At 71.5% G+C, this 11,921-nt stretch carries 15 protein-coding genes; 8 read left to right on the forward strand and 7 right to left on the reverse strand.

The window, feature by feature from the left end:
- Window positions 1–283 precede the first annotated feature (283 nt).
- Window positions 284–775: an ester cyclase gene (locus OG452_RS04730; protein ID WP_327294348.1), complete on the forward strand. Its 492-nt coding sequence runs from the start codon at window positions 284–286 to the stop codon at window positions 773–775.
- Window positions 772–1,320, forward strand: a complete 549-nt coding sequence (locus OG452_RS04735) for a flavin reductase family protein (protein WP_327294349.1) — start codon at window positions 772–774, stop codon at window positions 1,318–1,320. The genes OG452_RS04730 and OG452_RS04735 overlap by 4 nt, the downstream gene beginning before the upstream one ends.
- Before the next feature lie 66 nt (window positions 1,321–1,386).
- On the opposite strand, the gene OG452_RS04740 is transcribed toward OG452_RS04735, so the two are convergent.
- The 6 genes from OG452_RS04740 to OG452_RS04765 form a co-directional block, all read right to left on the reverse strand.
- Window positions 1,387–2,214 carry an inositol monophosphatase family protein gene (locus OG452_RS04740; RefSeq protein WP_327294350.1) on the reverse strand — a complete coding sequence of 276 codons (828 nt, stop codon included), beginning with the start codon at window positions 2,212–2,214 and terminating at the stop codon, window positions 1,387–1,389.
- 41 nt (window positions 2,215–2,255) lie between these two features.
- Window positions 2,256–4,070 (reverse strand): gamma-glutamyltransferase family protein, encoded by a 1,815-nt coding sequence (locus OG452_RS04745; protein ID WP_327294351.1) that lies wholly within the window; start codon window positions 4,068–4,070, stop codon window positions 2,256–2,258.
- A gap of 219 nt (window positions 4,071–4,289) precedes the next feature.
- Complete coding sequence (locus tag OG452_RS04750; protein WP_327294352.1) at window positions 4,290–4,826, reverse strand: DUF2231 domain-containing protein; 537 nt, start codon at window positions 4,824–4,826, stop codon at window positions 4,290–4,292.
- A gap of 130 nt (window positions 4,827–4,956) precedes the next feature.
- Window positions 4,957–5,724 (reverse strand): FAD:protein FMN transferase, encoded by a 768-nt coding sequence (locus tag OG452_RS04755; protein WP_327294353.1) that lies wholly within the window; start codon window positions 5,722–5,724, stop codon window positions 4,957–4,959.
- The gene (locus OG452_RS04760; RefSeq protein ID WP_327294354.1) at window positions 5,717–5,929 is read right to left on the reverse strand and encodes a hypothetical protein; all 213 of its coding nucleotides are present in this window, start codon (window positions 5,927–5,929) and stop codon (window positions 5,717–5,719) included. The genes OG452_RS04755 and OG452_RS04760 overlap by 8 nt, the downstream gene beginning before the upstream one ends.
- 131 nt (window positions 5,930–6,060) lie before the next feature.
- Window positions 6,061–6,924: a universal stress protein gene (locus tag OG452_RS04765; protein ID WP_327294355.1), complete on the reverse strand. Its 864-nt coding sequence runs from the start codon at window positions 6,922–6,924 to the stop codon at window positions 6,061–6,063.
- Between the two features lie 252 nt (window positions 6,925–7,176).
- Here OG452_RS04765 and OG452_RS04770 point away from each other — a divergent pair, with 252 nt between their 5' ends.
- From OG452_RS04770 to OG452_RS04780, 3 genes are all read left to right on the forward strand, one after another.
- On the forward strand, window positions 7,177–7,455 hold the full coding sequence (locus OG452_RS04770; protein WP_327294356.1) for a dsRBD fold-containing protein: 279 nt from the start codon (window positions 7,177–7,179) through the stop codon (window positions 7,453–7,455).
- A 63-nt stretch (window positions 7,456–7,518) separates the two neighbouring features.
- Window positions 7,519–8,868 carry a ferredoxin reductase family protein gene (locus OG452_RS04775; RefSeq protein ID WP_327294357.1) on the forward strand — a complete coding sequence of 450 codons (1,350 nt, stop codon included), beginning with the start codon at window positions 7,519–7,521 and terminating at the stop codon, window positions 8,866–8,868.
- Window positions 8,869–8,885: 17 nt separating this feature from the next.
- Entirely contained in the window at window positions 8,886–9,332 is a 447-nt protein-coding gene (locus tag OG452_RS04780; protein ID WP_327294358.1) for an FMN-binding protein, read from the forward strand.
- Between the two features lie 45 nt (window positions 9,333–9,377).
- Here the strand turns inward: OG452_RS04780 and OG452_RS04785 are convergent, their stop codons facing one another.
- Window positions 9,378–9,746, reverse strand: coding sequence for a BlaI/MecI/CopY family transcriptional regulator (locus OG452_RS04785; RefSeq protein WP_327294359.1), 369 nt, complete (start codon window positions 9,744–9,746; stop codon window positions 9,378–9,380).
- Window positions 9,747–9,909: 163 nt separating this feature from the next.
- Between OG452_RS04785 and OG452_RS04790 the strand changes: the two genes are divergently transcribed.
- The 3 genes from OG452_RS04790 to OG452_RS04800 are packed head-to-tail and all read left to right on the forward strand — an operon-like array spanning window position 9,910 to window position 11,881.
- Window positions 9,910–10,569 carry a DedA family protein gene (locus tag OG452_RS04790; RefSeq protein ID WP_327294360.1) on the forward strand — a complete coding sequence of 220 codons (660 nt, stop codon included), beginning with the start codon at window positions 9,910–9,912 and terminating at the stop codon, window positions 10,567–10,569.
- On the forward strand, window positions 10,566–11,171 hold the full coding sequence (locus tag OG452_RS04795) for a phosphatase PAP2 family protein (protein WP_327294361.1): 606 nt from the start codon (window positions 10,566–10,568) through the stop codon (window positions 11,169–11,171). Before OG452_RS04790 ends, OG452_RS04795 begins: the two co-directional genes overlap by 4 nt.
- Window positions 11,168–11,881, forward strand: a complete 714-nt coding sequence (locus OG452_RS04800) for a phosphatase PAP2 family protein (protein WP_327294362.1) — start codon at window positions 11,168–11,170, stop codon at window positions 11,879–11,881. The genes OG452_RS04795 and OG452_RS04800 overlap by 4 nt, the downstream gene beginning before the upstream one ends.
- The last annotated feature ends 40 nt before the right edge of the window (window positions 11,882–11,921 follow it).

The following is an 11,921-nucleotide window of genomic DNA, read 5'->3' on the forward strand; positions in this document are numbered from 1 at the left end:
CCAGCAGCTGCTGGCATACAACAGACCGTAGGTGCCTGTTCTTTCAGCCGTCAAGACTCGGACTGACGTTTTTCAGAACGGCCCTTTTCACCATGACATAGCCCCTATATCCGTACAGAACCGGGGGGTTGAGGCCGTGAAGACAGCGAGAACAGGGCAATCTCTTGACATGCAAGAGGAGCATTCATAGCGTCCTGCCACACAAGAGCAGTGCACGGCGGAGCAGGACCGGCGGCTCAACCCCGGGCCCGGCTCCCCGCAGAAAGGACACGGTGGACGACGTATGGGTACCGGAAGCACCGACATCAGGGAACGCATCGCCGCGGCCTGGGGCGCGGCCTGGCAGCGCGGCGAGGTCGACGTACTCGACACGGTCCTCGCCGACGGCTACCGGAGGCACGGGCGCACCGCGCAGGACGCGGCGGACCTCAAGGCCAACATCACCGCGTGCCGTGCGGGCTTCCCCGATCTGGTCACCGTGATCGAGGACTGCGTGGTCGAGGGGGACCGGGTGGCGACCCGCTGGGTCAGCAGGGGCACGCACACCGGCCGGCTGATGGACGTACCGCCGACCGGCCGGACCGTCACGGTCTCCGGCGCGACGTTCTCCCGGGTCGAGGACGGCATGGTCGCCGAGGAGTGGGTCACCTGGGACCCCCGTCAGCTGCTGACCGCGCTGGGGATCATCCCGCTGGACAGCGAACCGGCCCAGGCCCCCGCGCCGGGAGCGGCCGTGGCCCCGGCACGCCACGCCCGATCGGTGGTGGCGTCATGAGCACGACCGCCCGGAACCCGTCGGCGCCGGCCCCGGACACGGCCGAGCTCGCCAACACCGCTGATATCGCCGATGTGAAGGGCCTGCACCGCAAGTTCATCACCGGGGTCACCATCGTGACCACGATGGACGGCGACCGGCCGCGCGGGCTGGCCGTCAACGCCTTCTCCAGCATCTCGCTGAGTCCCCCGCTGGTCATGGTCTGCGTCCAGCGGACCTCGTCGACCTACGAACCGCTCTTCCGCGCGGACCACATGGGCATCAGCATCCTCGCCTCCGACCAGCTGCCCGTGGCGACGGTCTTCGCCGGCAAGGGCGACGACAAGTTCGCCGAGCTGCGCTGGACCGCAGGGGCCCACGGTTCGCCGCTGATCGACAGCAGTGCGGCCGTACTGGAGGCACGGATCCAGGAACGCCTGCAGACCAGTACGCACACCATCTTCATCGGACGGGTCACCCAGGCCGCCCACTCGGAACGGCCGCCCCTGATCTACAGCGCGGGCGGCTTCTACGACGGCGGGCAGCTCGACGCCGCCGCCCTCTGACGACAGCCCTCGCAGGGCTCGGCAGACAGGGGCGGCGGGCGGCCCGGGCAGCGGTGAGTCCGCGCCTCAGGCACCCGTCGCCAGCAGCTGCCGCACCCGGCGGGCCGTGGCCACGTCGCGGGCGGCTGTGAACGGCAGCGCGTTGCCGCCCGTCACCCGGAACGGCTCGCCCGTGAGCGTCAGATGGGCGCCGCCGGCCTCCTCCACGAGCAGCAGTCCTGCCGCGTGGTCCCAGGCGAGTTCCCAGCTGAACGCGACCGCGTCGAGGGTTCCCCGGGCGACGGCCAGATACTCCAGGCCCGCCGAGCCGCACGGTCTGGCGCGGATGCCGTCGGTACGGAGGGCGAGCAGCGCGCTCTTCTGCTCGGGGGTGGTGAAGTCCGGGTGCGAGGTGGCCACTTGGAGCTCCGCGCCAGGTGCCGGCGAGCCCGCCAGGAGCGGTTTCCCGTTGAGGCGGGCGCCACCGCCCCGTACCGCCACGGCCATCTCGTCGAGCGCCGCGGCGTATGTCCAGGAGGCGAGGAGCTCTCCGTGGTGGGCGAGCGCCACCAGGGTGCAGAAGCCCGGTTCGCCGCGTACGAACTGGCGGGTACCGTCGACCGGGTCGACGATCCAGACGGGGGCGTCGCCCCGTATCGCCTCGTACGAGGACGGGTCGGCCGCCACGGCCTCCTCACCGACCACCACCGAGCCCGGCAGCAGGGTGGTGAGGGCGGCCGTCAGGTGTTCCTCGGCGCCGCGGTCGGCCACCGTCACCAGGTCGTGCGGACCGCTCTTCTCAGCGATCTCGTGCGCGGCGAGCTGCCGGAAGCGCGGCAGGATCTCGGCGGCGGCCGCCTCGCGGACCACCGCCTCGACCTCGGTCGAATCCCTGGCCAGAAGCTGTTCGGTCATGCCTCCATCTCAGCACACCCCGGTGAAGGCCCCGCACCGGTTCAGCGGCCGACTGCGTAACCCTGCATGCCGCGCGGGTTCGCGGCGGCGCTCAGCACCCCGGTACGCGGATCACGGGCGACCGCGCACAGCCTCCCCTCCGACCAGGCGTCGCCGACGGTGACGTCGTGTCCGCGGCGGCGCAGCTCCGCGATGGTCTCCTCTCCCATCCGCGACTCCACGGTGATGCTGCCGGGTCGCATCGCGCGCGGGTAGAAGGAGCTGGGGAAGGAGTCGTTGTGCCAGTTCGGGGCGTCGATCGCGCCCTGGAGGTCCAGGCCGCCGCGGACCGGAGCGGTCAGCGCGACCGCGAGGAAGAAGTGCAGCTGCCACTGGTCCTGCTGGTCGCCGCCCGGCGTTCCGAAGGCGAGCACCGGCACACCGTCGCGCAGGGCGAGCGAGGGGGTGAGGGTGGTACGCGGACGGCGGCCGGGGGTGAGCGAGTTCGGCAGCCCCTCGTCCAGCCAGGCCATCTGGAGTCGGTTGCCGAGCGGGAAGCCCAGTTCGGGCACCACCGGGTTGGACTGGAGCCAGCCGCCGCTCGGGGTCGCGGAGATCATGTTCCCCCAGCGGTCGACGACGTCAAGGTGGCAGGTGTCGCCGCGGGTGGCGCCGTCCTTTGCGACGGTCGGCTCGCCCGCGCCTGCGGCGGATATCCCCATGGCGTCGAATCCGGGCTCGCCCGCCGCCACGGCGGTGGCCTGCCTGCTGAGCCGGGGCGTGCGGCCGTCGGGGCTGCCGGGGCGCAGCTCGTGCGAGGCCTCGCCGGTGATCAGGGCGCGGCGCTCCCCGTTGTACGCGTCGGAGAGGAGCGTGCCCAGCGGTACGTCGTCCCCGGCGTCGCCGTACCAGGCCTCCCGGTCGGCCATCGCCAGCTTGCAGCCCTCGACGAGCAGGTGGATGTAGTCGGCGGACCCGTACCGGGGAAGTTCGCCGGGCTTGCCGGGGAGCAGGGCGAGCTGCTGGAGGAAGACGGGGCCCTGGCTCCAGCCGCCCGCCTTGCAGAGGGTCCAGCCGTTCCAGTCGTACGTCGCGGGCGCCTCGTAGGACGCCGACCAGCCTGCCAGGTCGGCCGCGGTGAGGGTGCCGGAGTGGTGGGCGCCGCTGGTGTCCTTGGTGGGGCGCTGCGACTGGCGTACCAGCGCCTCGGCGATGAAGCCCTCACGCCAGACCGCGCGGGCGGCGTCGATCTGGCCGGCCCGGTCCTGCGCGCCCGCGGTGGCCTCGGCGATCAGCCGGCGCCAGGTCGCGGCGAGCGCGGGGTTGCGGAACAGCCCGCCCGGCGCTGGGGACCTGCCGCCGGGGAGGTACACATCGGCGGAGGACCGCCACTCGGTCTCGAAGAGTTCCCGTACGCTCTCGACGGTCTGGCCGACACGCTCGACGGGCGCGTGGCCGTCCTCGGCGTAACCGATGGCGTACTTCAGTACCTCCGCGAGGGACTTGGTGCCGTGGTCGCGGAGCAGCAGCATCCAGGCGTCGAAGGCTCCGGGCACCGCGGCGGCGAGCGGTCCGGTCCCGGGGACCAGGTCGAGGCCGAGCGAGCGGTAGTGCTCGACGGTCGCGCCCGCGGGGGCGGGGCCCTGCCCGCAGAGCACCCGGACCTCGCCGTCGGCCGGGGCGATTATCGCGGGCACCTCGCCGGCCGGCCCGTTGAGGTGCGGCTCGACGACATGCAGCACGAAGCCCGCGGCGACGGCGGCGTCGTAGGCGTTCCCGCCGTCCTCCAGGACGGCCATCGCGGACTGCGAGGCGAGCCAGTGGGTGGACGACACCATGCCGAAGGTGCCCTGCAGAGTCGGCCGGGTGGTGAACATGGCGCGTTCCCTTGCTAGTTGGGCCTGTGAACGAAACGAACCGACCACGGCTCACAAGCGAGCATGGGGAAACCGGGGAGTCCGGTCCCGCCGGCCCGTTCACCTGATCTCCGGGCAGGCTATCGATCGCCCGTCACCCGTTGCTACCCGCTTCGGACATGAAGTGTGGCCGCCCCGGGAGGCTCAGCCTCCAGCGGTCGTCCTGCCCGACGGGCGGTGTCAGCCGTGATCGGAGTGGGCGGTGGCGGAGTAGCCGTCGTGCCAGGCGGCTTTGGCGCCGGAGTCGCCGATCCGGTAGACCTGCACGCCAGCGCCCGCGCCTATGACGAGGGACAGCACCGCGGCGGCGATGCGCAGCGGCGTGGACACTGTGATGCTGGTGGAGCCGGCGATGCTGGCGGAGCCGGCTGCGTCGGGCGAGCCCTGGGAGGCGCGGCGGTAGAACCACCACACCGCTGCGGCCACCAGGAACAGCGCGACGACCCAGGGGAGCAGTCCGTCTCCGAGTTCGGTGTGTTTGCGGACCAGTGCGTCGCTCTTCACATGACGCTCCAGCCACTCGCCTGCCTGTGTCGTCAGGGGCACGCTGATCAGAGTGACCAGGGCGAGGACCGGGAGGGCGAGACCGAATCGGCGCATGACCGAGGGCCATACGGCGCACAGAATGAGCGCCAGTGCGGTCAGCGGTACCAGAACCACGACCACGTGCACGAACAGGACGTGCGCGGGGAGGCCGTTGATCAGGTCGGGTCCCATGGGGGGCTCCTTCAGAGCTGGTGTCGAACGCTGGACAAGGTGGGGGCCTGGGCGGTGCGCCGGCGTGCGAGGGAGTGCGTGGGCAGACGCGGCCCCTTCCGCACGGTCGGTCAGGGGTCTGCGTCCAGGTTTATGATCCGTATCGGCTGAATCCCGTGGTCCGCCATTCCCTTCCGTCGGGCAGGATCGCGAGGGCTTCGTAGCCCTCCAGGGTCTCCAGCCACTCCCGGGCGCCCTCTCCTCTGGCGAAGGCGGCGGTGGCGTAGGTGTCGGTCCTGGTCAGGCGTGGGCCGATGACGGTGAGGGAGGCGAAGGCGGTGACGGGGGTTCCGTCGTGCGGGTCGAGGATGTGAGCGCCGCGTTCGGCGGTGCCGGAGGTGGCGACAGCCAGGTTGTGGTCGGCCGTGACGACGGTGGCCAGGTCGCCGGTGCGCAGGGGGTGGGCGATGCCGATGCGCCACGGGGTGCCGGGGGCTGCCTCGCCCTGGAGTTGGAGGTCGCCGCCGCCGTTGACACAGGTGTTGCGTGCGCCGGCTTCGTGGAGGAGGCGGGAGGCGGCTTCGGTGGCCCAGCCTTTGACGAGGCCCGAGGGATCGAGGGCGCCTGAGGGGACGATGCTGAACCAGCCGTGGCTGTCGTCGGTGGCCTGTGCACAGAGGGAGAGGACCTCGTGGACTTCGGGCGGGCAGTCGGCGAGACGGATGTCGCCGCGGTCGAGGCGGCTGATGTGGCTGTCGGGCCGGTAGGTGGAGAACACGGCGTCGACCCGGTGGAGGTGGCGTACGGCCTCGGCGAGAGCGCGGTGGATGGCGGGGGTGGGTTCGTCCCGGATGTCGAAGGAGAAGGCGGTGCCCATCACGTGCTCGACGTGGCGCAGTCCGCGGGCGGTGTCAGGCATGGGCCCGGTCCGGTGCGCTCACGGGCCGGTCCGGTTCCCGGAGGACCTTCGCCACGGTGATCTCCCCCGTGGCCGGGGCGGTGACCTGCACCGTTCCGTACCGGGCGCCGACCGGGCCACCGGTGAACGTACCCGCCCCCGTGCACGGGCCCGACGAGGCGCCCGCCGGGGTGTGCGGGGCGGACGAGACGAATGTGCCGGTCATGGGACACCTCCAAATGGGACGCGCTCAGCCACGGCTCGCTCAGGGCTAGCCCCGGCCGTGGGTGCCAGCCTCACAGCTCAACTTCTGTGAACCCTCTGAATCCGCCCCGGCCGACGCCCCCCAGCGCCGTGTCAGGTGTACGGGACGACGGCAACCGGGCACGGAGCGTGGTGCACGGCCGCCGACAGCACATGATTGATACGAGGGGGGAGCATCCGACGCTTCTCCCGGCGGCCGGCGACGAGCAGTCCCGTACCGGCGATGTCGCGCACGACGGCGCGCGCCGGGCTCTCCATCTGCACGCTCTCCACGACCCGCACGTCGGGGAACCGGTCGCGCCATGGACCGAGCGCCCTGGTGAGATCCCGCTGCGCCTCGAGGGTCAGTTCATGGGAGAGGTACGGGTCGACTGTGCCCCTGTTGTAGGCCGAGGGCGGCAGATTCCTGCCGTGCACCGCCCGCAGGGTGGCGTCTCGTCGGATCGCCGCGTCGAAGGCGTACTCGATGAGCTCGTCGCACGGACGGCGCAGGCTCAGCGCCAGCACCACCTCACCGTCCTCCGTGAGCGGGGCGGCGTCCTCCCTGGCCCGTACGAGGACCGCCGGAACCTCGGCCCGCGCGAGGACGTGCATGCCGATGTCACCGAGGAAATACCCGGCCAGCGAACTCAGCGCGCGGGAACCGAGAACCAGCGTCTGCGACGCTGAGGCCGCTTCCAGCAGAGCGCCCACCGGCTCCCCGGCGACCAGGTCCTCGTGGACCCGCAGGTCGGGGAAGCGCTCCCCGATCGCATCGCGTGCGTCGGACACGATCCGCTTGGGCCAGTAGTTGCGGTCGCCCTCCGGCTGCTGCGCGTCCCCTTCCGGCGAGAGCAGCACCCAGGCGTGCAGCAGCCGCAGCGTCGCACCGCGCGCCGATGCCTCCTGAGCGGCCCAGAGCGCGGCAGACAGCGACTCGGGGGTGCCGTCCAGCCCCACCGTGACAACCGCATTCATGACATCGCTCCCTTTCCCGCGGTCCTGGGGTGATCCATGTCCTCACTCCCTTTCGCCGTGACCGCCAAACCGCGGCCACACATCCAGGGTGCGCGCTCGACGCCGTCCTGCGCAGGTGCCACCCGGCCCCTCCCCCGGGATGCCCACTCCGGCGGACACTGGAGGAAGGAAACCCGGCATGCCCGTCGGAGGCCTGGTGTCCGCACATATGCGGAAAGCCACGTGAAAAGAGCTGCGCCGAAGGGAACGATCATGGGAACCAAGCAGTGGAACGCACAGATTTCCCTCACCGAGGACGGCGACGAGACCCGGGCCCGCGCGGTTCTGACCAGGCAGGACTCCTGGCGCGGCGACACCGCACATGTGGTGGGTCGAGGCGTAGCACGCCGGAATCCGATCGACCGGCCGATCCCCGAGATCGGCGACGAACTGGCCGCGAGCCGTGCGCTGGAGGATCTCGCAGTGCGTCTGCACGATGTCGCCTCGGACGACATCGTGGACCTGACCGGCCCGGCCGAGCAGGGAGCGTAGCGGGCTCAGAGGCTTCTCAGAGGCCGCGTTGTCACACTTGTATCAAGTGGAGAGTGAGGCCACATGGGTACGGCGACCAGCGCAAACCGTCCGGTGATCCGCTCCCGTCGTCCGCGCTCGCTGGTTCCCCTCCTGACGCAGTGCGCCATCTGGGCGGGTGCGGCCGGAGTGCTCGCCCTGTGGTGGACCGACACCACCTCGGTGGTGGGCGCGGCGGGGTGGCTGACCGACGCCGGCCGGATCACGGGGCTGCTGGCCGGCTACGCCTGCGCCGTACTGATCGCCCTCATGGCCCGCGTACCGCTCCTGGACCACACCATCGGCAGCGACCGGCTCGCGCGCTGGCACGCGACGGGCGGCCGGTACACCATCTCCCTCGTGCTCGCCCACGCGCTGCTGATTGTCTGGGGGTACTCACTGACCTCCCACTCCGGCGTGGTGCACCAGACATCGACGCTGGTGCTGCACTACCCGGACATGCTCAAGGCGACCGCCGCGTTCATACTGCTGGTCGCCACCGGGATCATCTCGCTCCGGGCAGCGCGCCGCAGGATGCGTTACGAAACCTGGCACTACCTGCACTTCGCGACCTACCTGGCGGTCTTCCTCGCCTTCTTCCACCAGCTCAGCAACGGCGCGGACTTCGTCGACAACCTCCCCGCCCGGGTGGCGTGGTACGTCCTGTACCTCGGGGTGGCCGCGCTGATCGGCTGGTACCGGTTCGTCGTCCCCGTACGGCGTGCCCTGCGCCATCGGATACGCGTCGCCGGTCTGCGGAACGAGGCACCGGGAGTCGTCTCCATCCGCCTGACCGGCGATCATCTGGACGAACTGGGCACGCTTCCTGGGCAGTTCTTCCGCTGGCGCTTCCTGGCGCCCGGCCTGTGGTGGGCCGCCAACCCGTACTCACTTTCCGCGCCACCGCTCCCGCACGAGCTGCGGATCACCGTCAAGGCGGCGGGCGCACACAGCGCCGCCCTCGCCACGTTGCGGCCCGGAACACGGGTGTGGGCCGAGGGCCCGTACGGTGCCTTCACCGCGGCGCGGAAGCGGTCGTCGAGGATACTGCTGCTGGCGGGCGGCGTCGGGATCACGCCGCTGCGGGCGCTTTTCGAGACCTTGCCTGGCGAGGTGACACTGATATACCGCGCCCGCCGCCCGGAGGATCTCGCGCTCCGGGGTGAACTCGACGCGATCGCCGCCGACCGGGGCGCCGTAGTGCACTACGTGGTCGACCAGCCGGCCGCGTCGTCGCCGCTCACCGCCCGCGCCCTGGCCCGCCTGGTGCCTGACCTCGCCGCCCACGAGGTCTATCTCTGCGGCCCGCCCGGCATGACCGATGCCGCTCTGCACGCCCTGCACGCGGCCGGGATTCCGCGGCGGCATATCCACCACGAGTCGTTCGCGTTCTGAGGAGGCCCACTGTGTCCGTGACAGTCCGCCGAGCCGTGCTGGCCGCTGCCTCGACCAGCGCCGTGGTCGTCATGCTCCTCTCGCTCAAACCGCACCACGCAGCCGAGACGGCGGGCGCGCAACCGGCGCCGACCGCGCCCCCGCCCCGGAGTGTGTCGTCGCCCCCACCGGGCGGCCCGCACCCGGTGAGCGGCACCTATACCGGCGATGCCGTGCCCACCAAGTACGGCACGGTCCAGGTCACGGCGACCGTCAAGGACGGTCGGCTGACCAGCGTCAAGGCCCTTCACACACCGTCCGGGGACGACCACAGCCGACAGCTCGCCGCCTCGGCCGTACCCCGGCTGACGACTGAGGCGCTGGGGGCGCACAGTGCGCATATCGACGCGGTCTCCGGCGCCAGTTACACCAGCCAGGGCTACGTCCAGTCCCTGCAGAGCGCGCTGGACAAGGCCGGTATCTGACGCCCCGCGCACGGCTGCGCCGGGCTACCGGGCGCCTACCCGCCATCACGCCCCGCCGTCCTCCAGAAGTCCGCGCAGCAGGCACTCGTCCTCGGCGCTCAGCTCGGCGACGAAGCGGGCCAGCACCGTGCGCCGGTCGCTGTCACTGTCCAGCGCGCGGTGCATACGGAGGGCGGTGAGCCCCTGGGCGTCCTGCAGCGGTACATACGCGTAGCCGCGGCCCGAGCGTTCCCGGCCTACGACGCCTTTCTCGTACAGCCGGGACAGAATGGTCGCGACCGTGGTCCGGGCCAGCGGCAGCGCGAGGCGGCGCCGCACCTGCCCCGGGGTCAGCGGGGCGCCCGCGGCCCAGAGTGCCGCCACGACGCTCGCTTCGAGCGCACCCGGCGGACGGCGCTCGGCGCTGTCTCTCATGGAACGCTCCTCAGCCCGTTATCGTCTACAGTTACGTAGACCGTCTACTGAACTGTAGTCGCTTCGGTGTGGTCCGCCACCCCCTGGCCAGGACCGCACCGCCCCTCCGGCACGGTGCCCCGGCCCGGACACCCTCCCTCGTCCTACCGGAAAGGCCGGGACCTTGCTCACAGCCTCGACACTCGCGGTGAACATCCTCGACGCGCAGTCCGTACTGACCGCCTTCGGCGTGGCCGGTATCGCCGTGGTGATGTTCGCCGAGACCGGCCTGCTGATCGGCTTCTTCCTGCCGGGCGATTCCCTGCTGTTCACCGCGGGACTGCTCTGCACCGGCAGTTCCACCGGAACCCTGAAGCTTTCGCTGCCCACGGTGCTGCTCGCGTCGGCGGTCGGCGCGCTCGCGGGAGCGCAGTGCGGCTATCTCATCGGGCGGAAGGCGGGGGGCGCCCTGCTCGCCCGCAGCCGTTCGGAACATCTGCGCAAGGGAGCGGCCCGCGCCGAGGAGCTGCTCGGCAAGTACGGCCACGCCAAGGCCATCGTGCTCGCCCGCTTCGTACCGGTGGTGCGCACGGTGCTCAACCCGATGGCGGGCGCGCTCTCCGTACCCGCCAGGACGTTCACGCTCTGGCAGGTGGTCGGCGGGCTCATCTGGAGCCAGGGACTGGTGCTGGCCGGATACGCGCTGGGGTCGTCCATCCCGAACGTGGACCAGTATCTACTGCCGATCATCGCGGTGATCATCGTCCTGTCCCTGCTGCCCCTCGCCCTGGAGCTGCGACGCTCCCGCAAGAACCGCCCGCGCACAGACGGAGTCAGTGGATGAATCTCGCGTATGACGGATCGTCGATCGACGGCGGCCTCTACACGGACACGGTGGATCTCGCCCATCGCGCCCCCGGATGGCTGGACTCGGCCGTATCGGCCTGGTCGGGGTACGGCCTGGCGCTGTTCGCCGTGCTGATGCTCGCCGGGTGGTGGCGTGCGCGCAGGGAGGGCGCCACCGCCGGGCTGATGGCGCTGGCCGTGCCGGTGATCGTGGTGCTGGCGTACTGCGTCAACGACGCGGTCAAGCTGGTCGTGCGCGAGGACCGGCCGTGCCAGAGCCTGCATGTGACGACGCTGGAGGCATGCCCGGCGCCGGGCGACTGGTCCTTCCCCAGCAACCACGCGGCCCTCGCCTTCGCGGCCGCGGTGGCCCTGCTCTTCGTCTCCCGGCGGCTTGGCGTGACCGCCCTGGTCTGCGCGGTCACCATGGCGGCCTCCCGGGTCTGGGTGGGCGCCCACTACCCGCACGATGTCGCCGTCGGCGCGCTGGTGGGCGCGCTGGTCGCGCTGGTACTCGCGACGGCTCTGCGCCGGCGGCCGGAGGCCCTGGCGAGGCGGCTCTCGGACACCAGGCTGCGGCCGCTGCTGGTCTCGTCGTGAACCGCAGGGGCGCCGCCGATCTGGCCGTGTCGGTGGCCGTGGGGACCCTGGTGGCCTTCGCGCTGCTGGCACTGGTGGTGACGGGGCACCACGGTGCCCCGTTGCTGACGGACCGCGGACTCCTCTCGTGGTCGCTTCACCACCGGCCGCCGGTCGCGGTCGCCACGGCGCGCGGCGTCACCGACACGGGTACCGGTGTCGTCCCCTATCTGCTGGCCGTGCTGGCGGGCGTGATCGCCGGGCGCGGCGCACGGCAGCGGGTGACCGCCGCCGTCGCCTGCCTGGTCTGTCTGGGCTTGGCGCAGTTGGCGCGGTACGGCGTAATGTCGCTGGTCGCGCGGGCGCGCCCGCCCGTCGGCGACTGGGCCGCGCAGGCCACGGGCTGGTCATTCCCGTCCGGGCACACGACCACGTCGGCGGTGACCGCGGGGCTGCTCATCGCGGCGGTGCTGCTGCGGGCGCCGCACGGCAGAAGGACGATCGCGGCGGGGATCGGCTGCTGGGCCGTGCTCGTCGGGCTGAGCCGGGTGTATCTCGGGGTCCACTGGTCCACGGATGTCGCCGGCGGCTGGCTGTTCGCCCTCTGCTGGCTCTCCGTCTGCTTCCGGCTGGCCGTCCGGTTCTGTCCTGCCGTCCCGCGCACGCCGTACGACGGAGCTGCCCGGCCGCCGGACGATGCGCCCGCGTACCACCCACACCGTCTACAGTAACGTAGACGCTCGACGCCCGGCGGGACTGCACGGCCGGCCG

Source organism: Streptomyces sp. NBC_01197 (genome assembly GCF_036010505.1).
Taxonomy (GTDB): Bacteria; Actinomycetota; Actinomycetes; order Streptomycetales; family Streptomycetaceae; genus Streptomyces.

Coding starts and splice junctions, on each gene's coding strand:
- OG452_RS04785 (WP_327294359.1), bottom strand. CDS start 9,746: ATGAGAGACAGCGCCGAGCGCCGTCCGCCGGGTGCGCTCGAAGCGAGC.
- OG452_RS04760 (WP_327294354.1), bottom strand. CDS start 5,929: ATGACCGGCACATTCGTCTCGTCCGCCCCGCACACCCCGGCGGGCGCC.
- OG452_RS04745 (WP_327294351.1), bottom strand. CDS start 4,070: ATGTTCACCACCCGGCCGACTCTGCAGGGCACCTTCGGCATGGTGTCG.
- OG452_RS04750 (WP_327294352.1), bottom strand. CDS start 4,826: ATGGGACCCGACCTGATCAACGGCCTCCCCGCGCACGTCCTGTTCGTG.
- OG452_RS04770 (WP_327294356.1), top strand. CDS start 7,177: ATGGGAACCAAGCAGTGGAACGCACAGATTTCCCTCACCGAGGACGGC.
- OG452_RS04735 (WP_327294349.1), top strand. CDS start 772: ATGAGCACGACCGCCCGGAACCCGTCGGCGCCGGCCCCGGACACGGCC.
- OG452_RS04740 (WP_327294350.1), bottom strand. CDS start 2,214: ATGACCGAACAGCTTCTGGCCAGGGATTCGACCGAGGTCGAGGCGGTG.
- OG452_RS04775 (WP_327294357.1), top strand. CDS start 7,519: ATGGGTACGGCGACCAGCGCAAACCGTCCGGTGATCCGCTCCCGTCGT.
- OG452_RS04755 (WP_327294353.1), bottom strand. CDS start 5,724: ATGCCTGACACCGCCCGCGGACTGCGCCACGTCGAGCACGTGATGGGC.
- OG452_RS04795 (WP_327294361.1), top strand. CDS start 10,566: ATGAATCTCGCGTATGACGGATCGTCGATCGACGGCGGCCTCTACACG.
- OG452_RS04765 (WP_327294355.1), bottom strand. CDS start 6,924: ATGAATGCGGTTGTCACGGTGGGGCTGGACGGCACCCCCGAGTCGCTG.
- OG452_RS04730 (WP_327294348.1), top strand. CDS start 284: ATGGGTACCGGAAGCACCGACATCAGGGAACGCATCGCCGCGGCCTGG.